This is a genomic window from Streptomyces rishiriensis (genome assembly GCF_003112535.1).
GTDB classification, from domain to species: Bacteria; Actinomycetota; Actinomycetes; order Streptomycetales; family Streptomycetaceae; genus Streptomyces; species Streptomyces rishiriensis.
Genome location: NZ_BEWA01000002.1, coordinates 313769 through 337378 on the forward strand (window position 1 = coordinate 313769; position 23610 = coordinate 337378).

General features: G+C 71.5%; 20 protein-coding genes, 1 tRNA gene and 1 pseudogene. 8 read left to right on the forward strand and 14 right to left on the reverse strand.

Annotation, left to right across the window (positions count from 1 at the left end; all coding sequences use genetic code 11):
- Positions 1-36: 36 nt before the first annotated feature.
- From Sri02f_RS03095 to Sri02f_RS03110, 4 genes are all read right to left on the reverse strand, one after another.
- Positions 37-1455, reverse strand: a complete 1419-nt coding sequence (locus Sri02f_RS03095) for a TQXA domain-containing protein (RefSeq protein ID WP_108999498.1) — start codon at positions 1453-1455, stop codon at positions 37-39.
- A gap of 326 nt (positions 1456-1781) precedes the next feature.
- Positions 1782-2264, reverse strand: a complete 483-nt coding sequence (locus Sri02f_RS03100) for a single-stranded DNA-binding protein (RefSeq protein ID WP_108999499.1) — start codon at positions 2262-2264, stop codon at positions 1782-1784.
- A 292-nt stretch (positions 2265-2556) separates the two neighbouring features.
- Positions 2557-4773 carry a YfjP family GTPase gene (locus Sri02f_RS03105; protein WP_108999500.1) on the reverse strand — a complete coding sequence of 739 codons (2217 nt, stop codon included), beginning with the start codon at positions 4771-4773 and terminating at the stop codon, positions 2557-2559.
- Positions 4774-4776: 3 nt separating this feature from the next.
- Positions 4777-6384 (reverse strand): dynamin family protein, encoded by a 1608-nt coding sequence (locus tag Sri02f_RS03110; RefSeq protein WP_108999501.1) that lies wholly within the window; start codon positions 6382-6384, stop codon positions 4777-4779.
- A 320-nt stretch (positions 6385-6704) separates the two neighbouring features.
- On the opposite strand from Sri02f_RS03110, the gene Sri02f_RS03115 reads away from it, so the two are divergent.
- Positions 6705-6777: transfer RNA gene (locus Sri02f_RS03115), tRNA-Arg, on the forward strand.
- 274 nt (positions 6778-7051) lie between these two features.
- On the opposite strand, the pseudogene Sri02f_RS03120 reads toward Sri02f_RS03115, so the two are convergent.
- The 3 genes and pseudogenes from Sri02f_RS03120 to Sri02f_RS03130 form a co-directional block, all read right to left on the reverse strand.
- A pseudogene (locus Sri02f_RS03120) lies at positions 7052-7643 on the reverse strand (helix-turn-helix domain-containing protein); the annotation flags it as partial.
- 61 nt (positions 7644-7704) lie between these two features.
- Entirely contained in the window at positions 7705-8355 is a 651-nt protein-coding gene (locus Sri02f_RS03125; RefSeq protein WP_108999502.1) for an alpha/beta hydrolase family protein, read from the reverse strand.
- 594 nt (positions 8356-8949) lie between these two features.
- Positions 8950-9225: a hypothetical protein gene (locus Sri02f_RS03130; RefSeq protein ID WP_245970418.1), complete on the reverse strand. Its 276-nt coding sequence runs from the start codon at positions 9223-9225 to the stop codon at positions 8950-8952.
- Positions 9226-9971: 746 nt separating this feature from the next.
- On the opposite strand from Sri02f_RS03130, the gene Sri02f_RS41065 reads away from it, so the two are divergent.
- Positions 9972-10124, forward strand: a complete 153-nt coding sequence (locus Sri02f_RS41065; protein WP_159106659.1) for a hypothetical protein — start codon at positions 9972-9974, stop codon at positions 10122-10124.
- Positions 10125-10378: 254 nt separating this feature from the next.
- On the opposite strand, the gene Sri02f_RS03135 is transcribed toward Sri02f_RS41065, so the two are convergent.
- The gene (locus tag Sri02f_RS03135) at positions 10379-11497 is read right to left on the reverse strand and encodes an acyltransferase family protein (protein ID WP_245970383.1); all 1119 of its coding nucleotides are present in this window, start codon (positions 11495-11497) and stop codon (positions 10379-10381) included.
- A gap of 717 nt (positions 11498-12214) precedes the next feature.
- Between Sri02f_RS03135 and Sri02f_RS03140 the strand changes: the two genes are divergently transcribed.
- Complete coding sequence (locus tag Sri02f_RS03140) at positions 12215-13213, forward strand: Lrp/AsnC family transcriptional regulator (protein WP_108999503.1); 999 nt, start codon at positions 12215-12217, stop codon at positions 13211-13213.
- A 135-nt stretch (positions 13214-13348) separates the two neighbouring features.
- Positions 13349-14830 (forward strand): MFS transporter, encoded by a 1482-nt coding sequence (locus tag Sri02f_RS03145; protein ID WP_108999504.1) that lies wholly within the window; start codon positions 13349-13351, stop codon positions 14828-14830.
- A 558-nt stretch (positions 14831-15388) separates the two neighbouring features.
- Here Sri02f_RS03145 and Sri02f_RS03155 read toward each other — a convergent pair.
- Both Sri02f_RS03155 and Sri02f_RS03160 read right to left on the reverse strand, forming a co-directional pair.
- Entirely contained in the window at positions 15389-16222 is an 834-nt protein-coding gene (locus tag Sri02f_RS03155) for a 4'-phosphopantetheinyl transferase family protein (RefSeq protein WP_245970385.1), read from the reverse strand.
- A 35-nt stretch (positions 16223-16257) separates the two neighbouring features.
- Positions 16258-16638 carry an S-adenosylmethionine decarboxylase family protein gene (locus Sri02f_RS03160; RefSeq protein WP_069773010.1) on the reverse strand — a complete coding sequence of 127 codons (381 nt, stop codon included), beginning with the start codon at positions 16636-16638 and terminating at the stop codon, positions 16258-16260.
- A gap of 431 nt (positions 16639-17069) precedes the next feature.
- Between Sri02f_RS03160 and Sri02f_RS03165 the strand changes: the two genes are divergently transcribed.
- The 4 genes from Sri02f_RS03165 to Sri02f_RS03180 all read left to right on the forward strand — a co-directional run bounded on the left by Sri02f_RS03165 (position 17070) and on the right by Sri02f_RS03180 (position 20726).
- Positions 17070-18917: a GNAT family N-acetyltransferase gene (locus Sri02f_RS03165; protein ID WP_108999507.1), complete on the forward strand. Its 1848-nt coding sequence runs from the start codon at positions 17070-17072 to the stop codon at positions 18915-18917.
- On the forward strand, positions 18914-19996 hold the full coding sequence (locus Sri02f_RS03170) for an HAD-IIIC family phosphatase (RefSeq protein ID WP_108999508.1): 1083 nt from the start codon (positions 18914-18916) through the stop codon (positions 19994-19996). The genes Sri02f_RS03165 and Sri02f_RS03170 overlap by 4 nt, the downstream gene beginning before the upstream one ends.
- Positions 19993-20271 (forward strand): acyl carrier protein, encoded by a 279-nt coding sequence (locus Sri02f_RS03175; protein ID WP_108999509.1) that lies wholly within the window; start codon positions 19993-19995, stop codon positions 20269-20271. The genes Sri02f_RS03170 and Sri02f_RS03175 overlap by 4 nt, the downstream gene beginning before the upstream one ends.
- A gap of 140 nt (positions 20272-20411) precedes the next feature.
- Positions 20412-20726: a chaplin gene (locus Sri02f_RS03180; protein WP_108999510.1), complete on the forward strand. Its 315-nt coding sequence runs from the start codon at positions 20412-20414 to the stop codon at positions 20724-20726.
- 68 nt (positions 20727-20794) lie between these two features.
- Here the strand turns inward: Sri02f_RS03180 and Sri02f_RS03185 are convergent, their stop codons facing one another.
- From Sri02f_RS03185 to Sri02f_RS03200, 4 genes are all read right to left on the reverse strand, one after another.
- Positions 20795-21661 carry a tyrosinase family protein gene (locus tag Sri02f_RS03185; RefSeq protein WP_108999511.1) on the reverse strand — a complete coding sequence of 289 codons (867 nt, stop codon included), beginning with the start codon at positions 21659-21661 and terminating at the stop codon, positions 20795-20797.
- Positions 21645-22130 (reverse strand): tyrosinase family oxidase copper chaperone, encoded by a 486-nt coding sequence (locus Sri02f_RS03190; protein ID WP_108999512.1) that lies wholly within the window; start codon positions 22128-22130, stop codon positions 21645-21647. The genes Sri02f_RS03185 and Sri02f_RS03190 overlap by 17 nt, the downstream gene beginning before the upstream one ends.
- A gap of 177 nt (positions 22131-22307) precedes the next feature.
- Positions 22308-22829, reverse strand: a complete 522-nt coding sequence (locus Sri02f_RS03195; RefSeq protein ID WP_108999513.1) for a hypothetical protein — start codon at positions 22827-22829, stop codon at positions 22308-22310.
- A 186-nt stretch (positions 22830-23015) separates the two neighbouring features.
- A complete protein-coding gene (locus Sri02f_RS03200) occupies positions 23016-23609 on the reverse strand; it encodes a vitamin K epoxide reductase family protein (RefSeq protein ID WP_108999514.1) in 594 nt (197 codons plus the stop codon).
- Position 23610: the final 1 nt, after the last annotated feature.

The window sequence follows — 23610 nt, forward strand, 5'->3', positions numbered from 1 at the left end:
ATCCCCCGCCCGGGGCGACGCCAGGGGGCAGTCGGTTCAGTCGTGGGGTCGGGCGTCCTTGCGGCCGATCAGGACCAGGGCCGCTCCGCCGATGATCACCAGGCCGATGGCGGTGCCCGCGATGAGGGGGGTGGTGCCGGCGCCGCCCGTCGCGGCGAGGTCGACGCCGCTCTCGGTGGAGACGCCGCCCACCGTGGCCGGGCTCGGCTCGCTGAGGGTCTGGGTGGTCAGGCCCGCGGTCTCGTCGGCCTGGGTCCTGCAGTCCACGACGCCGGTGAAGCGGTAGTCGACGCCTTGCGGGCCGGCGATCGTGAAGTCGTAGGCCTGGTCCTCCTGCAACGGGATCGTCACCGTCCGGGACGCACCGGCCGGGACGGCGTGGTCGGCGCCCATCAGCTCGAAGACGAAGGCCTCGTCGCCCCGGTTGACGGCGGTGAGGTCCACGCCGCTCTTCGCGCAGTCCTTCGCCGCGGACAGCGCCGGGAGGGCGCCCTGCTTCGCCCAGGCCGCGCTGGCCGTCGCCGACACGGTCGACTCACTGGAGCCGGCCAGGATCTGCGTCTGGCTGCGGCTCTCCGAGGTGAAGGCGCGGCCGACGGGAACGCTCGTGGAGGCCTGCACGGTCAGCTCGGCCGACCCGGGGAGCGCGTCGGCGGGCACGTCGAAGAACAGCTGACTGCCGTCCGCCGCGGAGGTGACCACCCTGCCGTCCTTGCCGACGATCCGGATCCCGCTGGTGGCGGCGTTCGGCGGAGGCGTGACCGTCACGGCGGTCGCCTCGGTGTGCACCGTCACCGGGCCGAGCAGCTCGCCGGGCCGGCCGGAGACGGCGGGCACGTCCAGGGAGAGGGAGGCCCGGGGCTCCGCCACCGGGCGGGCGGCCTTCTGGAGGTAGTCCGCGAGGCGCTCGGCCCTCGGGTCGACGGCGTCGACGGCGGCGCTGTCCGAATAGCGCCAGATGGCCACCTGGGTGCCGGCGGCGGCGTCCTGCTCCGTGAGACCGCCGTCGATGCCGGCCTTGTGGGCGAGCGAGGCGAGGTCGTTCACCTGGGGGTAGGAGTTCTGCAGGATCCAACGGATGCGGCCCGCGTCCCGGTTGGCGCCGAGCGAGGTGCCGCTCCACGGCGTCTCGTGGTATCTGGCGTCCCGCTGCGTGGGGTTGTACAGGTCGACGCAGTAGGTCTGCAGGGTGCCGCCGCCCTCGACGGACATCTCGAACAGTCCTGCCGACACCTCCTGATCCCCGCCGTCGGCGTGGACCACGGCCGCGCCGTAGGTCTTGAGGCCGCCTATCGTCGCGGTGGCCCCACCCTGACTCTGCGTCATCTCGGCGGCCGTCGCCGTGCCCGCGCCGGCGACGACGCCGGCCGCGACGAAGCCGGACACCAGCGTCGCCACGGCGAGGCGGACCGCACCTCGTCCGCGCGAGAAGCGCGCAGAGAACGAAGAAATCACACAATTCCCCTTCGAGCAGGACCCGTTGATGTGGGGGGCACGGTCCCACCTGCAGAATCTGAAGCTCCGTGAGCCACGTCCGGCATCCTAGAGACGCGACGCACCGCGCTTCCCGGTCATCTCATCGGATCGGCGATCCGACTCGGAATCGTTATCCCCAAGATCGCCGACCGGCCGGGCTTATCGACAAATACACTCGACGGCCTGGAGCGTATTCCCCGATAAGCCGCAACTCGGTCAGCGACCGGGCCGGCTCTTCCCTGACGCTGCGTCACCGACCCGTTCCCTCACGCAGTGGATCATCCCGTGCCGCGCCGGGCCTCGGTTCACGTCACCGCCGCCGGCTCGCGTCGCCGCTGGGCGGCGGGCTCCGGTTCCGCGGGATCCGCGGCCGGTGTCTCCCAGTCGGGCTCGGGCCGCGTCGGCGCGCCGGCGGCGGCCTGCTCGGGGCGGCCCGATCGCCGGAAGGCCGACGTGCCCCGGGCGAGGTCATGCCCGATCGCCACGGCGTCGATGTCCGCCGACGTCCAGCCCTGCTGTCCCTCGCGGGACTCCGTGCGCACCTTCAGCCTGCCCTGCACCACGACCGGATCGCCGACGTTCAGCGAGGCCATCGCGTTGGAGGCCAGCTGGCGGTTGGCCCACACCGTGAAGAAGTTGGTGTGCCCGTCGGTCCAGGCGCTCTTCTCGCGGTCCCAGTAGCGCGAGGTCACCGCCAGCCGGAACCTCGCCGACGCGCCCGCCGCCAACTCCCGGAAGACCGGCTGCGTCGCCACGTTGCCCACCGCGCAGACCATCGTCTCGTTCACTCGAACCCCTCCCTCGCCGGGCGGTCGCGCCGCCCGGATGCGCCGCCGGGTCCGTCCCGTACGGCTGCGTCCGCCGCGACGGTCGTGGACCGGTGGTCGTGGACCCGTGGGCCGCGTCCCGTCGCCTGCCTCGCGGCGACCGCATCCGTCGCGATCGCCGCGAAGCCAGACTGCCGCCGCCAGGCCGGGCCCGACGGGCGCTGTGGATGACCCCCGGCTTGTGGACAACCCCACCACCCGGACGAGTGATGCACACCCCCCATAGGGGGTCACCCCCGCGGATCACCTGCCGTCATCGCGCGCCGGCCCCCACTCCCATGACCCGCGCGTACTGCTCCCGGACCTCCCGGTACCGCAGCAGCTCCGAGGCGACGGGATCCAGCACGCGCGCCCGGCCGCACCCGGCCGCCGCCTCCCGCAGCCGGCGTTCGGCGTCCTGGCCGTAGCGCCGGGCCGGGCCGCGTGCCGCCATCCTGCAGCTCCACTCGACCAGCGGACCGCCCACGATCCCGGCCACCATCAGCAGCACCGGAACCCCGAGATTCGGCGCGAGGACGCCCACGATCTGCCCGACCAGCCACAGCCCGCCGACGACCTGGAGGAGCGTCATGCACGCCTGCGCCATGACCGCCACCGGCCACCAGCCCGGCCGCGGCGGCCGACCGGGCGGCAGTCCGGCCCGGGCCGCCAGCTCGTCCAGCGCCTCGGGCAGCCCCTGGGCGCCGCGCACGGCCGCCTCCCGCACGGCCTGCGCCCACGGTGCGGGCAGCCCCGCCGAGGCCCGCTCGGACAAGGTGCGCACCGCCTGCTCGACGCGTTGCCGAGCCGTGGTCTCCTCGTCGGGCTGGGCGGTGACCGGCAGCCGGCCGGTGGGAGGGTCGCGCCGGTCCTGGTGCCAGCGCCACAGCCGCAGCCACGGCGTCCCGCACGCGCGGCCCGCGTTGCGCAGCCAGGCGCGTTCGGCCGCCTCGCCGGCCGCGATCGCTCCCACGGCGTCCGCGAGACGGTCGGCGAACTCGTCCCGCGCCTCCTCGCTGAGCCCGGTGCGCCGCCCGGTGGCGTAGACGGGACGCAGCCGCCAGGCGGCGGTGTCCAGGTCGGCCGAGATGCGGCGCGCCGCCGCGCCGCGCTCCGCGACGAACTGGCCGAGCAGCTCGCGCAGTTCGCCGACGCCGTCCCCGGTGAGCGCGGACAGGGCGAGCACGGTGGCGCCGGGCTCGCCGAACTCCCCGAGAGCGACGCCGTCCTCGTCCAGAAGGCGCCGCAGGTCGTCGAGGACCAGCTCGGCGGCCTCGCCGGGCAGCCGGTCGACCTGGTTGAGCACGATGAACATGACCTCCGCGTGGCCCGCCATGGGTCGCAGATAGCGCTCGTGCAGGACGGCGTCGGCGTACTTCTCCGGATCGACGACCCAGATGACCGCGTCGACGAGCCCGAGGACGCGGTCGACCTGCTCGCGGTGCTGGACGGCCGCGGAGTCGTGGTCGGGCAGGTCGATCAGGACGAGCCCGCGCAGCTGCTCCTCCGCGTCCGCGCTCTGCACCGGCCGCCTGCGCAGTCGTCCCGGGATGCCGAGCCGGTCGATCAGGGTCGCCGCGCCGTCGCTCCAGCTGCAGGCGATGGGCGCCGAGGTGGTCGGCCGGCGTACGCCCGTCTCCGAGATGGTCACTCCGGCGAGGGCGTTGAACAGCTGCGACTTCCCGCTTCCGGTGGCCCCCGCGAGAGCGACGACCGTGTGCTGCCCGGAGAGCCTGCGCCGGGCAGCCGCCTCGTCGAGGACCCGGCCGGCCCGGGCGAGCGTCCTGTTGTCGAGGCGTGCGCGGGAGAGCCCCACGAGCTCGCGCAGGGCGTCGAGCCGGGACCGCAGATGCCCGTCGTAGACGAGCGGGGTCGTGGGCAGGGAGCTTCCCCCGCCCCCTCCCCCTCCCCCGCCGCCCCGGGCCTCCTTGACGGCGGCCTGTTCGGCGGCGGACGCCTCGGTCACCCGACGGGCGATGAGACCGTCGTCCCAGGCCGCGCCGCCCTCCGACGGGGAGTCGGCGCGAGAGCCCTGACCGGAGGCCGTGCGGGCGGAGGCGTCCTCGGCGGAGGCGGACGCGCCACCGTCGGCTCCGCCCGCTCCGGATCCGGCGTCGGGCACGCGCGCGTGGCGGGCGGCCTCGCGTTCCGCGCGCTCGCGCCGCTCGGCACGACGCTCCCGCGCGCGGTGCTCTTGCTGATCCTCAGGCTCTTGCGGATCCCGGGGAGCCCGCTGCTCTCGAGGGGCCCGGGGTTCCTGGTCCCGAACCCCCGTCGCCGGGCCCTCCTCCTCCCCCGAACCACGAACGTCCCCCCGCTCCGGATCCCCCGTGCTCCCGGTGATCCCGGTGCTCCCGGTGCTCCCGGTCTTCCCGTTCTCCCGGCTATCGCGGTTGTCTCCGTCACCCATGTGGTCCGTGCGATTCCTGTGGCCCATGCGATGCGTGTGGTCCGTGTGGTCCGTGTGGTCCTGGTCAGTGACGGCGGTCACCGGTCACCTCTCCTTCTGCAGTACGGACAGCGCGGCGATGAGTTCGGCCTGGGGTTCGGGGTGGACTTCGAGTCCGTCGAGGGGCGCGAGGCGGCGCTCGCGCTCGGCGTGCATGACGCGGTCCAGGTGCTCGGCGAGCAGTCGTCCGGCCCGGTCGCGCAGCCGCAGCGCCCCGTGGGCGCCGATCCGTTCGGCGAGCCCCTCGCCCGCGGAACGCGCCCTGCGGCCGCCCAGCAGGGCGGTGGCGACGAGGGCGGCGACGGCCTCCGGATCCGGCGCGACACCGCGTTCCAGGCCCCGCACCTCGTCCTCGGCGTACTCGTCGAGTTCGCGACGCCACCGCCGTACCGCGAGGCCGATCCGGTGCTCGACGCTCTCCGGTGCCGTGTCCCGGTCCGTCAGCTCCGGCGCTTCAGCGGCGGGTTCGCGCCGCCAGGCCTCGTCGACGCGTTCGTCGGCGGCGGAGACGGCACACAGCAGGAGCGCGACGAGGCTCTCCGACAGGGCGTCGAGGAGTTCGCCGGCGGTGCAGTCCAGGGGGAAGGCCCGCCAGCGCTTGAGGGCGTCGCCGGCGAGCACGGCGCCGCTCTGCAGTCGGCCCCGCACACGCTTGTACTCACTGTCGTACGCCGTTTCCACGGCCGAGGTGAGCCGCAGGGCCGCCGAGTACTGCGCGGCGGCGGCGCCGGCCAGCTCGGGCATACGGGCCTTGAGGGAGTTGAGCACGCCGTGGGCCGTGCGGGTCAGGACGTGGCGGCGGGCGGCGGAGTCCTGGGTGTGATGGGCCAGCCAGGTCCGCAACGGCGCCACCGCGGTGGCCGGCAGCAGCCCGCCGCCCCAGGCGGACTCGGGCAGCTCCGGGACCGTGAAGCGCGGGACGTCCCCGAGCCCGGCCTTGGTGAGCAGGGCGCCGTACTGCCGGGACACCTCGGAGACGACCTGGTGGGGGACGCGGTCGAGGACGGTCACGAGCATGGCGTCGTACTCCTTGGCGGTGCGCAGCAGATGCCAGGGCACGGCGTCGGCGTAACGGGCGGCCGTCGTGACCATCACCCAGATGTCGGCGGCGCAGATCAGTTCGGCGGCGAGGACGCGGTTGTCGGCGACGAGGGAGTCGATGTCGGGCGCGTCGAGGAGGGCGAGGCCGGGCGGCAGAGTGTCGGCGGTCTCGATGCGCAGCACGCGTCTGCCGTCCTCGCCGGGCAGCAACAGGTCCTCCGTGGAGTCCTGATGGGGCGCCCACACGCGGGTGAGGCCGGGCAGCACCCGCATGCCGCTGAACCAGTGATGGTCCTCCGGATGGCATACGAGCACCGGGGTCCGTGTCGTCGGCCGCAGCACGCCCGCCTCGCTGACGCGCCGCCCCACCAGGGAGTTGACGAGGGTGGACTTGCCGGCGCCGGTGGACCCGCCCACCACCGCCAGCAGCGGGGCCTCCGGCTGCCTGAGCCGGGGCACCAAGTAGTCGTCGAGCTGGGCGAGGAGTTCGTCGCGGTTGGCACGCGCGCGTGGGGCGCCCGCCAGGGGTAGCGGAAAGCGTGCGGCGGCGACACGGTCGCGCAGGGCGGAGAGTGCGTCGAGCAGCTGAGGCCGTACGTCCAAGGTCACCACACGCGAAGAATGCCCAATTTTAGGGGATTTATGAAGCATATAGGCATGTCTGCGCGCCGATAGGACACAACGGACGGAAGGTGCGACTGGGACAGAGGCACAGCCCAGGCATAACGAGTGCACAACACCCGCGTTCCGGGACGCCAAAAGCGATGCACGATTCGCACCTGCCTGCGATTATCAGGACCGCTTCACCGAACCTCCACATTGAGCCACGGAGGCGAAGCAACCAGGACAAGGAACCGGGAGCCCTATCCTTGTCCCCGGCAGCGTGACGGATCGGCCCACACCCGGGCAGCACGTACGAGGCCACCACATCGGCCCCCGTAGCTCAGTGGATAGAGCAGGCGCCTTCTAAGCGCTTGGCCGCAGGTTCGAGTCCTGCCGGGGGCGCAAGTCTCCGCCCTCCCTCCGGGAGGGCATTTTTGCTGGTCAGAGCACGTTTCGCTCGCCATGACGAAGCCCCGGCCCCTCCCCCGATGATCAGAGGGAAGGTCCGGGGCTGTCCGGTCGTATCCGGGTTTTCGCGGGTGGCTGTGTCGAATGCGTGTCGAGTTTTCGGCGAGAGGCGTCAGTCTCCGTCGGCCGGCTCGGGGAGATCTCCAGCGGCCTCCAGCCGCCTTTTCAGGTCAGGCGGCTGGAGTCAACGCATAGAGCCTCCACCGATCCCGGAGCGGTTCCTGCAGAAGACGACGTCGGGCTCGCCTGCCTCGCGTATGACCTCGCCGTCGGCGATCGCGTGGAGGTGTCCGATGCGGGCCTTCTTGGCTGCGTAGTCCGGGGCACGGGAGGTCTTCCAGGTCTTCACGCGTTGGAAGGAGACGCCTTCCTCGCGGAGCGGGATGCGCAGGCCCTCGTGGCTGATGTCGTCGGCCACCCCGTCGGCGACCAGGAAGTCCGCGAGCTTGGTCAGGCTCCAAGTCGAGAACGGCAGGTCGTGCTCGGTCGGCCTGGACTTGGCGATCTTCTTGATCTCCCGTCGCTCGGGCGGCGTGAACGTCCTGGCCCGGCCGCCGGAGTAATTCGGACACAAAGACCCGAAAGCCGTCGGCGTTGAAATTGTGGATCACGTCCCGTACCCGGTCGGGGCTGGTGAACGACACCTCGGCGATCCGCGCGACCGGCATGCCCTGCGCGGACAGCAGCACCATCTGCGCACGCCGCCAGGTCACCACCGAACCCGTGCCTCTGCGGATGATCCGCAACAGGCGCTGCCCCTCGTCGTCATCGATCGCGCGGACCTGTACTCGTTCTGCCACCCGCACAGCCCGGCAATACCACGCCGTCCGGACCAGCGTCCGGACGACCTGTCACGTCCTCTCAGGGCGCGATGACGAACTCCAGGGTCGCTTGCGCGAGGTCGGCGAGGAACCGGGCACGGTCGAAGCCCTCGGCTTCGGCCATGCCCGGCGGAGGCGTATTCATGAAGCTGAAGTGACCGGCCCCCGGCACGACACGAAGGTCGACCTGGGCCGGTGCACCCTCCAGGCGGACGGCCTGCTCGACGGGCGTGACGGTGTCCATCTCTCCCGCGTAGACGAGCATCGGCGCCTTCACCGCGTCCAGGGCGCCCGGAGCGGCGAACCAGCCGGTCGCGGGAGTGTACAAGACGAGACGGCTGACGCGTGGCTCATGGGGGACATCCAGCGGCCTGCCGTCCCGTCCCCAGGGCGTCGCACCGGCGAGACAGAGGCCGGCCCATCCGCCGATCGAGTGGCCGACCACCACAACAGGCGCGTCCTCAGGCGCCCACTGGTGGAGGGCCTCGACCAGCCCCACCGGGCGTGCGAGAAGCTCAGCGGTGGTCGCCTCCCGGGCGGCGAAGCGCTCGAAGCAGGGCGCGATGACCTGGCAGTCATGGGCTGCCAAGTGCTCCAAGAGGGGCCGGTAACGCTCCGGGTCGCCGCCTGCTCCAGCCGCGAAGAGAACGACACGCTCACGGTTCGTGGGACCAAGTGTCAGTGCCTGCATCTCGTTCCTTCACCACAATGCCGTTCCCCGAAGTCGGCCCGCGGGTCACGCCTCGCTCATTTACGGCCTCAGGTTAGCGCGCCGCAGATCGCGGGATTCGAACGGCTCGCGTCGCGCCAGCAGGGGCAAACGTCGCCTGATACGGCACCAGCTGCGTGACAACGCCGCATTCGGCCCGGCGTCGAATGACACGGGCAGTCGCATGCCTCGTAGACGACCGGGAGGTCGACAGGCGCCGAGGCCGGGGAGGACTCTGCGCAGGCGTGGTGGGTGCCGATCCGGCATGCGGTCGATCGGTGCGGGGATTGCCGAGGTGTCCGTGACGCGGGTCTGTCGACGGGGGCGCATCAGCGGACCTCCACCAGGCCGACGGGTGGACGAGCGCAATGTCCTCCCTTTGAGCGTTTGCCGGTGGTCCACGTCGTCGGAGGCACGCCGGCGGGCGGCTGTGGTCCTGTCCGGAGACAGGGAGGCGGCGAGGGTGGCCGACGGCCCGGAGGTCGTTAAGCGGCGGCGGTGCCTGCCCCTGGGGAATTGCCGCTCTCCGGTGAGCGAGACGGCACGGTGGATACGGTTGAGCACGCTGGTCGGCTCCTACCGCTCATGGCCCGGTCCCCCGACATCGCCCGTCGTGGGGACCGTATTGCGTACGACCGCCCAGAGGGTGCGACCGTTCGTGCTGGTGGCCAGGAGCCCGAAGCGACCGGCCTCCGCAACCACGTCCATGACCTCCCGCCACGACTCGGCGGAGAGCGCGTCCGGCACCTCCGCTTCCACCGACGTGCGCCAGGGGTGTTCCTCGGCAACGGCCCCCGCGTACGCAGCCACGACGGCGAGCACCTCCCCGAGGGGATAGGGCTTTCCCTCCATAATCATCGACCGAGGGGGCCATGCTGGACCTACCCGAAGCAGCTGAATCGGCAACCAAAGGATCAACTTGCGAGGGTGCCGGGAAGTTCTAGAGTGTATTGTGAGACCTAGGCACTGGCCATTTCAAAGCCTAGTAGTATATCTCCTCAGCGGCATAGCGGCTCTTTTTTGGGGGATGGGCAGCCTTGCGACCCGCAAGCCATTTACAGAGGGCATCGTTTTCCCGTATTTGGCGTTTGCCCCGTGGGGTTGGCGAGGCTCATGGCGATTAGCCGCCTTTCCCGTTCCGAATCCCAATTCGAGCAAAGGACAGGGGGCCGGAATCATACCTTCAGGAGGTCGAGAATTATGTCAGCGCCGACACTTCAGACTGCGTTCGTCGACTGGACGTCCGCCGATCCCGTTCGAGATCGGGCCAGTGGGGTCCTGGGCGATGTTGCCGTGTCGATCGAGGGACCTCTGGGTAACTCTTTCATCAGCAACGAATACGACGGCTACGGATGGTCGGCATTCGAGCCGGAGCTTCCTCTCAGCGATGCGGTAGAAGTACGTGGCAGCGCTCCCGGAAGCGACTTCGTGGTCACATTCGATCCCCCGGTGCGGCAACCAGTGTTTGATGTTGCCTCGCTCGCCTCCACCATGAAGTTCACGAACCTCCCGCCCGGGGCCAGGGCGGAAAGCTCAGCGGCGACGTCGACTTCGACGCGTCCGGCGACACGGTCAGAGGCAAGGCACATGAGGCCGCGGTGAACTCCGAAGGGATCCTGGTCACGGACTCCAACGGCACGATCCGCCTCACCGGGGACCACGAGTACGGCTCGGTCAGATTCACCCTGACGCCGAACTTCACGGCCTCCGTGCCCGACGGCGTCATGATCCAAATCGGAATCGGCGGGTGAGGCCGAACGCCCGGACGGGGTCGGCGAGTGGCATGTCTGCTTTCGGCGTCGGACGCACCAACCCGCCGCCAGCGCGATGAGAACGGCAACCGCGCCCCCTTCCGAATGTGTGTCGAAGGCACCGCACATCCGCGGTAGTCAGCCGCGGATCACCAAGTCACGGTTCACCCGACACGCCGAAGCCCCGGACACTCCCCGACGATCAAGGGGAGGTGCCGGGGCTGTTCGGGTGTCCAAGCGGCCGCCGGGACGACTCAGCGGGGTTCCGGGCGGAACAGGGCGCTGGAGAGGCGGCGGCGCAGCAGGCGGCTCACCGGGCGTTCGATCAGCCGGTGCACCAGCCACGAGGCCGTCAGCATGGCGCTGATCGTCAGAGCGAGCACCTGGTACGGCGACAGCCGGTCCTTCAGCGCTCCGATGATCTCCCAGCCGATGTACTGGTGCATGAGATACAGCGGATAGGTGACTGCCCCCGCGTAAGGGAGCCAGCGCCACTTCATCCAGTTCAGCTTCCCGGTCGCGACGAGGGCCATCACCCCGAAGCAGGCGGCGAGCACGGCGACGACCGGCCAGAAGGGGATGCCCTGATGGAAGTAGCCGCGCGATCGGCTCCAGGTGTCGTGGGCGGAGGGCAGGGACGCCCCGAAGCACAGCAGGACCACACCGACGAGCATCAGATTCGGCCGGAAACGGTAGATCAGGAAGAAGGCCATGCCGGCGATGAAGTACCAGCAGTAGTTCGGCATGAGCAGCCCGTAGAGCGGCGACTCCTCGGACTTCGCCAAGAGCATGCCCGCCGCGGCCCAGACGCAGCAGAAGGCCAGCACGCGACGGTACGTCAGGCCCCACCACGCCATCACCGCGAACAGGAGGTAGAAGCGCAGTTCGGCGTAGAGCGTCCAGTACACCCCGTCGACCTTGGCGACGCCGAGCGGCTCCTGAAGCATCGTCAGGTTCGTCACCACGTCGGCCACGGGCAGCGGATTCTGACCGCCCGGCACGAGCAGCAGCACGACGGTGGTGGCCAGGACGGCGAACCAGTACGCGGGGTACAGCCGGACCACCCGGGAGACGAAGAAGGACTCCAGGGACCTGCCCCAGCAGCTCATACAGATGACGAAACCGCTGATCAGGAAGAACAACGGCACGCCCAGCCAGCCGTAGGCGGTGGAGGGGAACGCGGCGGGGAACAGCGTCTCCCCGCGGGCCGACCAGCCTCCGTAGAGCGCCATGTAGTGGTACGCCACCACCATCAACGCCGCCAGCAGCCGCATGCCGTCGAGCGCGGCAATGCGGCCGCCGCGCCGGTGCACCACGGCGGGCGTCGGCTCCGGTAGGACGCGCGGCAGGGTCAGCGTCGGCGAGTCGTTCACGAGCAAGGCGACTCCCACCTCGCCCGTGATCCGTACTCAAGGGCCTGACGTCCCACCCGGCAGCGCATACCGCGGCTCCCTCCCTGACCTTCTGTGTCGAGTGCTTGACACCCCGACCGTCCGAGACGTTGTAGAGGATGCCTGTGGTTTTTCTGTGCACGGTCCGCGACAGGCCGATCGGACACGCCGGGCCACGCCGACGGCGCGCCGGCAGCCGGCCGACGGAGCGTCCTGCCCACCTTCACATACCGCCACTGTCCGCAGCGCCCCACAGTGTGCCGGGTTGGTAAGGGCTTTGCGTCGGTAATCGCAGGAAAGGGGAGTCTGGCCGGTTCTCGACCGTGCCGCGGCCGGTGGGCCGGAGCCTTCACGCCTCGCATGCCGCCGGCACCCCGGACCGGCCGCCGACGACCGAACCGGCGCGACCGTCACCGCCACGGGAACGGCCCCGGGCGGGTGAGGCTACGCCGGCAGGGAATCGACTGTCTCGTGGGCGAGCGCAATTCAGGCGTCCCTCCCAGATGCTGGTATCGCTGCAAATGAAACCTCGGCAGAATATTCTCGGCAGAGATTTCTCGGCCGATCCACGGATCACCGTCTCCACCGAGCATCTGACGCGCTCGCACACCGCACCGCACCATGCATGGTCGCTTCGACCCGACGCCTGCACGCAGGGGCCTCTTCTGACGGATTCCTGCACCTGCCTAGCATCAGCAGATGAATTCCCTCGCCTTCGACAAGGTCGACCGCGGCCTCGCGCACGCGCTGCAGATCGACGGGCGCGTGCAGTTCAACAGGATCGCCGAGGTCCTCGGCGTCTCCGACAGCACGGTCGCCCGCCGCTACCACCGCCTGTACTCGGCCGGTCTGCTGAGGGTGGTGGCCTCGGTGAACCTCTCCCGGCTCGGCTATGTGCCGTGGACCATCCGGCTGCAGTGCACCCCTGACGCGGCGGGCGGCATCGCCGCCGCGCTCGCCCGCCGCACCGACACGTTCTGGGTGCATCTGCTGTCCGGCGGCACCGAGATCTCCTGCGGCACGCAGGCGCGGACCGGCGGAGACAGCGGCGACTCGCTGCTCCTGCACAAGCTGTCGCGCACCACGCGCGTGGTGTCGCTCAGCGCCCACGCGATGCTCCAGGGGTTCGCGAGTCCGTCGCAGTGGTCCGGCCTGGCGTCGCTCACCCCCGAGCAGGCGGAGGCCCTGCGCCCGGAGCCGTACGGCGCGGACAACGCCCCGACGGACCTCTCGCCCGAGGACCACTCCCTCATGGAGGTCCTCTCCCGCAACGGACGGGCGGCGTTGGGCGAGCTGGCGGACGCCACAGGTTGGTCGGAGTCGACAGTGCGGCGCCGCATGGACCACCTGCGGCGCACCGGCGTCCTGCGGTACGAGGTCGACCTGCCGATGTCGGCGCTGGGCTACCGTGCCGAGGCCCGCCTGTGGATGTCGGTGCGCCCTTCGGAGCTGGTCGCAACGGCCCAGGCGCTGGCCGCGCACCCGGAGGTCTCCTTCGCGGCCGTCACCACCGGCCCCACGAACCTCATGGCTTCCGTCGCCTGCAAGGACCACCCGGACCTCTACCGCTACCTCACGGAACGGGTGGCGTCACTGGAGGGGGTCCACAACATGGAGATGGCGACGGTCGACCGCACCGTCAAGCGCGCCGGGTCCACCCTGCCCAGCGAGGCCTTCCGCGACGTCACGCGTCTCTGAAACAGATCGAATCGACGGTTTCCGCCTCTACGCCATCAACATGTGCGCGTATCCGTCAGAATCACCGCTCTGGCTAGGTGCATCCGGCCCTTCGTCGCCACTCTGCGAGTGTTCCCGCAGACGAAAGGACATCTCATGCGCAAGTGGTTGCCGCTTGTCGCGGTGTGCCTCGGGTCGTTCATGCTCATCGTGGACACCACCGTGGTGACCGTCGCGCTGCCCGAGATCGGCACGGGTCTCGACGCCTCACTGTCGAGCCTGCAGTGGGTCATGAACATCTACACGCTGGTGCTGGCCGCGCTCACGCTCAGCGCCGGCTCCGTGGGCGACCTGCTCGGCCGCCGACGGGTCTACCTGCTGTCGCTGGCGGTGTTCGCCGGAGCCTCGCTCCTGTGCGCCCTCTCCCCCGACCCCGAGATGCTCATCGCGGCCCGCGGTCTGCAGGGCATCGGCGGGGCCGCCATGTTCGTGACCAGCATGGCGCTGCTCGCCACGACGTACGAGGGCAAGGACCGCGGCGCCGCCATGGGCGTGTGGTCCGCGGTCATCGGCGTCGCCGCCGCGGTCGGACCGATCTTCGGCGGTCTGCTCACCCAGAGCATGAGCTGGCGTGCCATCTTCTACGTCAACATCCCGATCAGCCTGGTGACGATGCTGCTGACGAGGGTGTGCTTCACCGAGTCCCGGCAGCCGGGCGGCGCCCGCATCGACTTCCCCGGGATCATCACCTTCGCCCTCGCCTCCGGCGCCCTGACCTACGGTCTGATCCGGGCCGGCGAGGACAGCTGGACCTCGCCCTTCACGCTCGGCCTCTTCGCCCTGGCGATCCTGAGCGCCGTGCTCTTCGTGGTCGTCGAACAGCGCCATCCGAGCCCCATGCTGGACATCTCACTGATGCGCAACCCCTCCTTCCTCGCCATCATGCTGAGCACCATCGCCTCCGCCTGGGGCTTCTCCAGCCTGGTCTTCACCTCGCTGTGGCTGCAGTCGGTCGTCGGGCTCACCCCGATCAAGGCGGGTCTGGCGCTGCTGCCGCTGGCCGCGGCGACGTTCGCCGCCGCGACGCTCACCGGCAAGCGTCTGCACGACGTCTCCCCGCGGGTGACCATCACCGCGGCGCTGATCCTGATCGGCGCCGGCTGCGCCGTCAACGGGCTCGCGATCGACGGCGGCTCGTCGTGGGCGGCGGCCCTGCCGGGGCTGCTCGTCATCGGCGTCGGCGTGGGCGTGGGCATGCCGGCCACGGGCTCCGCGGTCTTCGCCTCGGTGCCGCCCCAGCGGGCCGGCATGGGCTCGGGAGCCATGGCCGCCTTCCGTCAGCTGGGACAGGCGCTGGGCGTGGCCGTGCTCGGTCTGGTCTTCGCCGACGTCATCCGAGCCGACCTGGACGGCAAGGTCGAAGACCCGGCCGCCGCCGAGAACGCCCTCACCAGTGGGCGCAGCACCACCCTGGACGTCCTGCACGACGCCGGCGCACACGGTCTGACCTCGGTGTACCTGGCCTCCGCGGGTCTGGCCCTGGTGGCGGCGCTCGGCACGGCCGTCTTCATCCGCAAGCGCGTCCAGGCCGTCCCGCCGTACGCTCCGGCGGGCGAGGAGGCGGCCGAGGCGCACTGACGGTCCACCGGCTCCGTGCGCGGGTGTGTCGTCCCCTGTCACCCCGCGCCAGGTCGCCTTGAGGACCTCGGGCCCGGTCTGGCCGTGGATAGGGCGCGTGATGCCCGACCGCGTCCGGGGTCACCAGCTCACCGGCGATCTTCTCGGAATTCCCCTGGTTGAGCGCCTCGTCGTACAGACGAAGGATGACGCTCCCGTTCTCGTCCGAGCTCGCCATGAGGTCTCTCCGGACTATCGAGGTCCGACAGGGTCGAGAAATCCTCCCCTCGGTCGCCGCAGAGTCACCGAAGAACGCTGAACCATCGACGGGGCAAGGAATCACCGTTTCCGAGCCGCGTGATCGGCCGGGATATCCCGGCGAAGACGATGTGTTCGCCGGGGAGGGGGAGGGACGCGCCCTGCTGGATAGAGGTCACGCCGCTGCCCACCCGGGAACGGGCCTTCGCCGCGGTCCGGGTGACCGGTCGTCAGGAGAACCAGGAGGTCTTCTCCTCCGTCGTCAGCGGCCCGCGGTCGTCGGCGGTCGGGTGAGGACGCCGTTCCCGGCGGCCGGCCCTCTCACGGCCCCGGCGTGACGTCCGCGACGATCGCTCCCCGGACGTACGCGGCGAGCGCCGCCGAGCCGTCCCGCACGGTGATCCGCACCCCGCCCGGCGCCTCCGTGGCACCCACGGCGCCGTCGGCGCCGGCCCCCGCGACCGCCACCGCCGCGGGATGCACCTCGTCCACGAGCAGGTCCGTCAGGCTCATGTCGGGCCGCGCGTCGGGCTGTTCGAGTCGTGCGAGCTGTTCGGGCCAGGCGAGCACCGCCGGCGGCTGTTCGGGGGCGGAGAGTTCCAGACCGCGCAGCGGCGCCCCGAGCCCCACGCCGAGCGCCTTCAGCACGGCCTCCTTGCGCGTCCAGGTGCGCAGGAAGGCGGGCTTGCGTTCGGCGGCCGGACGGCCGTACAGCGCGGCGAGTTCGGAGTCGGCGAGCGCGACGCGGGCGGCCGAGTCGACGTCCAGGCCGACGTCCGCCTCCTCGACGTCGAGGCCCACGCGCCCGGTCGCGCAGACGGCGACGCCGATCACCGCACCGCTGTGGGCGACGGAGAAGTCGAACCCCGGCCGTTCGGACGGCGGCCCGGACGGCGGCAGGGCCAGCCGGACCTTGCCGTGCGGCCCGCCGCAGCGCGGGCACACGCGCCGCAGGGGGACGTCCGCCGGTGGCAGGCCGAGCAGTTCGCCCAGGACCAGCCTGCTCAGCGCGCAGCCCACCAGGAACCGCCCGCGGCCGGACCGGTCGACGGTCGCCTCGTACCGGCGTCGCTCCACCGGGTCGAGGAGTGCCAGGAGACCCGCGTGGGCGTCGGCCAGGTCGGCCCACCACACCTGCACGGGGTGTCCTGGCACGGCGCCTCGTCCCGACCGTGGAGGGGAAGGAGCGGTCAGTGCACGGCGCGCAGCATGCGCGTCACGTTGATGCGCGTCGGCGAGAGGCCGAGTTCCACGCTCTGCATCATTCGCTCGCCGTTCAGCCGGCCGTAAGCGAGGAGATCCACGTTGGCCAGGCTGAATTCGGGCCAGGTGTGAATGCTCAGATGCGAGGCGGAAAGCAGGAGAATCGCGGTGACGGCGCCGTTCGGGAAAACATGCGACGCTTCACCGAGCACCGTGGCGTTTCCCTTTTCGGCGGCCGTGCGCAGCACCTGCAGAAGGCGCTCTTCGTCGGTCAGGATGCTGTGGTCGCTCACCCATACGTCGACTGCATAAGAACAGAGATCGTCGACGTTTATGCCCTCGGTGGCGAGGCTGGCGGAGTTGGTCATGGGGAACCGGGGGTGACGAACCGCTGCCCCCGTCTCCTTTCATATAGGCGCTCGGTGGTGCCCAGAGTAGCATCCGGGGCGCCAGGGGGCTCGCGCGCGCACTGCGTCAAGGGGGCCGGGGGGTCCCCGGCGGATTCAGCGGAAAACCAGCCCGAGCCATTTGGGAGAGTGATTTCCCGGCGCCTTCGGACGCTCCCGGAAATCACCCGCGGACGGCATTCGGGAGAGCTGCGGGACGAGCATCGCGAAATCACGTCTTCCGTGGGTGAATTCCTCGCCGTTCCCCTGGCGTTTCCCCGCGGGGGATGCGGGATCGGCCGGCTCTCCGCCGGCCCGTATACTCGATGGTCCCGGAATCCACTGATCAGCTTGCCTGGAGCAGCATTGTGACCAACGCGCGTCGGCACCCTCGGAGCACCCCCGCCGATTCCGTGCTCACGGAAGTCGCGGACGCCGTCCGGCTCCAGGAGGGCCCGCCCGGAGTGCGGTCCGTCCTGCGCGCGCTGCGCCGGCTCGCCCCGGCGTCCACGAAGGAACTCAGTCGCGCGACCGGCCTGCCCGTTCCCATCGTGGCCGCCCTGGGCAACGAGCTGCGCCGCCGGGGGCTCGTCACCGAGGCGCGTCCGTCGCGGCTGACCGAGGCCGGTGCGGACCTGGTCGCCCGGCTGGGGATGGACCTCGTCCTCGACGCGACCTGCCGCACCTGCGACGGCCGCGAGCTGGTCATCCCCGACGTGCTGGACGAGGCCGTGACGCGGCTGCGCGCGCTCATGGAGTCGGGTCCCGCCGCCGACATGACGATCGACCAGTCGCACTGCACGGCCGAGACCAAGGTGCGCCGGGTGCTCGCGCTGCTCACCGCGGGCGCGCTGCCGGGCGGTTCGCTGCTGCTGATCGGCGACGACGACCTGGTGTCCCTGGCCGTCGCGGTGGTGGGCGACGTGCTCGGCGCACCGATCGTCGAGCGGGTGACCGTCGTGGACATCTCGCCCGAGATCCTCGGCCACATCCAGAAGACGGCGGCCGGTCTCGGCACCCGCGTCGAGACCGTCCAGCACGATCTGCGTCTTCCGCTGCCCGCCGGGCTCCACGGGCAGCACGACGTGGCCATGACCGACCCGCCGTACACGCCCGAGGGCGCCCGGCTCTTCCTCTCCCGAGCCGTGGAGGGCCTGCGGCCCGGTCCGGCGCACAGCGTCTTCTTCTCCTTCGGCGGCAAGAGCCCGGACGAGATGCTGGAGGTGCAGCGGGAGATCATGGAACTCGGCCTGGTCACCAACGGTTACGTCCGCAACTTCAACGAGTACGAGGGCAGCGGCATCCTCGGCGGCGTCGGCTTCTTCCAGCACCTCCTCACCACCACCTCGACCGCTTCGCGGCAGGGCGAGTTCAGCGGCCCCCTCTACACCGGGGACAAGCGGACCCGGCAGCGCGAGTACACGTGCGCGGCGTGCGACACGCGGATCCGGGTCGGCCCCGGCGCCCGCTGGGCCTCGGTCGCCGCACTGCGTGAGGACGGGTGCCCGCAGTGCGGCAAGGGCCCGTTCCGTCCGGGCCGTCTGGTCCCGGTGGAGGAGCCGCCCGCGCCGGCCGCCCTGCCCACGGTCCAGCCCCCCGCCGACGCCCCGGCCCCCGCCGCCGTCGACACCCCCGTCACCGCACCCGCACCCGTCACCGCACCCGCCCCCCTCGCCGCCGCTGCGGCCGCCGGTGCCGCGGCTCCGGCCGCGCCCGCCCCACGCACCTACGGCTGGCGTCCGCCGACCGAGGCCGATCGCGCCGCGCTCGCCGAGCGGGCCCGGCCGTACGTCACCCGACAGGCCGACGAGCGCGATCTGCCGGCCATCGGGCGGTTCGAGGCCGAGATCGCCCGTGTCTCCTTCGGCGAGGACGCCATCGACGACCCGGCCCGCTGGGAGTCCCGCCTCGGCCGCGCCATGGAGAAGTCGAAGGAGGGCATGATCGTCGCCCACCGCCCCGGTGAGGAACCGGTCGGCTGGTGCTGGGTGAGCATCAACCAGAACGCGATGACCGGCGACCGCTACGCCAACTTCCGCTCCCTGGCGGCCTCCCCGGTGGGCAACCGCGGCGACGTCGCCGAACTCCTGCTCACCGCGGGCCTGGACTTCTGTCTGGCCAACGGCATCACGGAGGTCGTCGGCCGGGTCCACGTGGGCAACGTCCCGATGCGCACGGTCTACCGCAAGTTCGGCTTCGACCCGACCAGTCTGTCGATGAAGCTGTTCCTGCCGAAGGAGAAGGAGGACGGCGTCCGATGAGCGGCACGGACAGCTTCGACCCGGACCGGATCAAGTGCGTCGTCTGGGATCTCGACGGCACCCTGTGGGACGAGATCGCCGTCGAGTCCGCCACCGACGCGCTGCCCACGCCCCGCGCCGGGACGCTCGCCGCGATCGACGCGCTGGCGGCCCTCGGCGTGCTCAGCAGCATCGCGAGCCGCAGCGCCCCGTCGGTGCTCGACCGGCTGGAGGCCGTGCCGGCGCTGCGGAGCCGGTTCCTGGCGCCGCAGGTGTCCTGGCAGGACAAGAGCGAGTCGCTGCGCACGATCGCGAAGGACCTGGGCATCGCGGTGGACGCCCTGCTCCTGGTCGACGACTCCCCCTACGAGCGCGCCGAGGTCGAGGCCCTCCTGCCGGGTGTGCGCACCCTCGCCCCCGAGGACGTCCCCGCGCTGCTCGCCGCGTTCGAGGGCCGGGAGGTCACCCCCGAGTCACGGGAGCGGGTGCGCCGCTACCGCACCGAGGAGACCCGCCGGGCCGAGGGGGAACGCTTCCAGGGCTCGCGTGAGGAGTTCCTGCGCTGGTGCGACATGCGCCTCACCGTCGGCGCGGCCACACCGGGCGAGCTCCCCCGGGCGCTGGAGCTCGCCGCCCGCACGCACCGGCTGAACTCCTCCGGCCTCACCCCCGACCGGCTGCGCGAGCTGGCCGCCGCGCAGGGACACGAGGTGTACACCGCCCGCATGACGGACCGTTTCGGCGAGTACGGCGTCATCGGCGCCGCCCTCGTCGACCGCACCGCACCCGCCCGGTGGTCCGTCCCGCTGCTCGCCCTGTCCTGCCGGGTCGCCGGCCGGGGAGCGGCGGCGGCCTTCCTGTTCCGGCTGATGCGGCGGGCGCGCGAGCAGGGGGCGGAGGAGTTCCGGGTGACGCTGCGCCCGACGGACGCCAACCTGGAGATGCGCATCCTGCTGCGCCAGGCGGGTCTGCGCCGCGCGGACGACCCGGGCGCCGGCGCCGCCGCCGACTCGGCGGCCCTGGGCAGGAGCCTGCACGACGAACTGCCCGAGCCGCCCGACTGGCTGCGGGTGACCGAACGAGAGGACGCCGAGGCGTGACGGACACCCTGGACCGGGGGGCGGTGGAACGCGAACTCCGTTCGATGATCGCCGAGGCGGCCCGCCTGGACGAGACCTTCGTAGGGGAACTCCCCGCCGACACCGACCTGTTCGGGCCGCGGATCGGCCTCACCTCGCTGGCCGGGGTGACGCTGCTGGGCGCCGTCGACCGGCGCTTCGGGGTGGACGTGGCCGCGCTGGACCTCAGCCTGGACAGTCTGCAGTCCATCGCCACCCTGAGCGACTTCGTCGCGGCCCACCTCCAGCCCTCCTAGCCACCCGTCTGTACGTCCACCCTGTTCAAAAAGGGTGATCCCTACGACGGTGCCGTGACCCGGCCGGGGCGGCGGCGTTGAACGGGGAGTGCGACGGCGCCCCCTGCTGTCGCACGAACCGATTCACTAAGGAGAACGTGATGTCTCGCATCGCGAAGATGGCCGCTGTTGCCCTCGGCACCAGCGCCGTGGTGGTCAGCGGGGCCGGCCTGGCCATGGCGGACGCGGACGCCAACGGTGCTGCCATCGGCTCGCCGGGTGTCCTGTCGGGCAACGTCGTCCAGGTTCCGATCCACATCCCGGTCAACATCTGCGGCAACACCGTCAACGTCGTCGGTCTGCTGAACCCCGCGTTCGGCAACACCTGCGCCAACGTCAGCGACCACGGCAAGGGCGAAAAGCACGACGACAAGCACGGCGACAAGCACGGCGACCACAACGGCTACGGCGACTGAGCAGCCGCTTCACAGGAGAGCCCCGGCACCTCGAGCGCCGGGGCTCTCCCCTGTTCCCGGGACTTCCGTCAGGCGTACCGGTAGATCCGGGACGCGTCCTCCAGCTGGTCCGGGGTCACGTTCCAGGGGGGCAGCTTCTCGTGGCGGGCCACGACCCGCCGGTACTGGCGGCTGCCCGGACCGGGCGGTTCGGCCGGCAGGTAGCGGTGCTCGCGGTGCCGGCTCTGCCAGCGGGTCCACAGCAGGTCGACGAAGGCGTGGTGGAGCCAGAACACGGGGTCGTTGACGGAGGCGCCGCCGAGCATGACCCCGCCGACCCACCGGTGCACCCGGTTGTGGTTGCGCCACGCGGCGCTGCCCGAGCCGGAGCCCCAGCCCTCCAGCCTGTTGCGGAACCCCCGGTCGACCGTCGAGTCCCAGGGCGAGACGTCGTAGACGGGGTCCCGCAGCGCCGTCTCCACGTCGCTCCTGGCCGGCAGGTCGATCGGGTCGCCGGCGCGGCCGAGGTCCCGGGTGAGGAACTCCCCGTCGGTGACGTTCTCCTTGATGGTCCAGTTGCCGGTGGCGTACGCGAACGGCCCGGTCGTCACCTGGTGGTCGGACCGGCGTCCGTTGCCCCCCAGCAGGTCCTTCGTCCAGGGCGCGGCGGTCGTGGCGCGGTCGCGCGTCCAGTCCCAGTACGGCACCGTCACCGCCGGGTCGACGCGGCGCAGGGCCGCCTCCAGGTCCAGCAGGAACCTGCGGTGCCAGGGCAGGAACGAGGGCGCCATGTGGGCGCTGCGCAGACCGCCGTCGCCGTCGGAGACGTAGTGGTCGATGTGCATGCGCACGAACTCGTCGTACTCGCCCCTCTTCTTGATCGCCAGCAGTGCGTTCACGAACCGCCGTCGCTCGGCGCCGGTGAGCGTGCTGACGTCCTTACGGATGTAGGCCATGGTGTCCCCCCATGTGCGTGTGGTGGTGTGCCGGACCGTCCTCGCGCAGCCGCTCCCCGGGGCCGAGCCCGTCGACGGCGGCGCGGACCGCCTCCAGCGGGGTGGCGTACGAGCGGTAGTGGTCGACCATGCTCAGCCAGGTGCCGTCGGCGCGGCGCATCAGGTGCAGCGGGCGGCCGTCGACGGTGACCTTCCACTCGCCGCCGGTCGCGGCGGCGGGTCCCGACGAGGTGAGGGCCCCGCGGATGTGCCGGCCCCGGTAGGTCTCGTCGAAGGAGGAGCCGGCGGGGCCGGCGTCCGCCGGGCCCGGCGGCCGGGAGGCGGCGACGACCGGGGCGATGGCGAGGGCGGCGGAGGCTCCGAGGAGCCCGCGCAGCAGGTCCCGTCGTCGGGTGCGGCGCGCCGGCGCGGATCTGGCCGTGGCTGCCGGAACTGCGCTCACGGGTACTCCCTCGACGCTGACGGCCATGGTGTGCTCCCTCGTCCGGGACGGTGGTCCGGTGCGGTTGTCGTGGGGCTAACCGCCGAGCGGGCCGCCTGGTCACCGTCTGCGTCCGAACGGTCCGCCCCGGCAGGCGGATCCGGGTACGGCGACGGGCCCGGACGACGGCGTCCGGGCCCGTGTTCGCGTCGGTCGGTCCGGGGGTTACAGCCCCTGGCCCAGACCGAGGTCGGCGCCGGGCACGGCCTGCAGCACGGGCGTGATCACGCCCGCCTCGGGCAGCTTCAGGTCCGGCAGGCCGAAGTGGTCGGGGTTGGGCGCGGTGAGGGGCGCGTCCAGGATCAGGCCGGGGCCGAGCGTGCGCAGGTCGGAGGCGGGGGCGTCGAGGCCGACGTGGTTGAACCGGTCGCCCAGGACCTCCGGCAGGGGGGCCCGCACTCCCAGGCCCGGCAGCCCGGCGGCGACGGGCAGCTGCGGAAGGACGCGCTCCGGGAGGAGGCGGCCCTCGACGAAGCGCGGGCCCTCGGGCGCGCCCGGCGTCGGCAGGGGGATCTCCCCGCCGATGGTGGGCAGTTCCACGTTGAGGGACTTCTCGACGCCGTCCAGCGGTACGGGGACGGGGACGGTGCCGATCGCGGCTGCCGGGCTCGCGCAGGCGGCGGCACCGGCCGCGGCCGCCACGCACGTCAGCACTGCGGCGAGGGTTCCTCGGGTGGTCGACTTCATGTCGGGTACGGACCCTTTCGGTGGAGTTCGGGGGGCGTTGCGTCCGTACCGCGTAACGAGCCGGAAAACGGCATCAGTGCACAATTCCCCCGCATGCCGTAATAGTGCTACCGCCATACCGGCGCGAGGGGCGTCTCGGCACGAGAGGAGCACGGGAGGAGAGCGTTGGGGTGCGACGGCGGCGCGTCAGCCCGTCCAGAAGGCCCACCAGCGGGTAAGGATCAGCATGCCCACGATCCCGATGTGCAACAGCGGCGGCGCCCAGGCGAATTCGCCGAGGAAATCCCGCACGCCGGCCGGCGCCGGCAGGAAGCCGTGGCGCACGTCGAAGGCGACGACGTACCAGAACACGAGGATCGTGGCGACCCAGGCCAGGCAGCACCACAGGCACAGCGCGTTGATCCGGTACAGCGACTGGAACTGCAGCCAGGACACGAAGGCGACGCCGAAGAGGCAGCCGGCGGTGAACGTCAGCCAGTACCAGCGGGGGAAGGCGGCCCGGGCCAGCAGGCCCGCGCCGACGCACAGGACGATCCCGTAGGCCACCAGGCCCAGCATCGGGTTGGGGAACCCGAACACCGAGGCCTGGTCGCTGCGCATGACGCTGCCGCAGGAGACGACGGGGTTCAGGCTGCACCCGGGCGTGAACCCGGGGTCCTCCAGCAGCTTGAACTCGTCGAGGGTGATGACCCAGGAGGCCAGCAGCCCGGCCGCTCCGGCGAGGACCAGCAGCAGGGCGTACGCGCGGCCGCCTCCCACGGCGGCCGGCTGCGGCCGCACA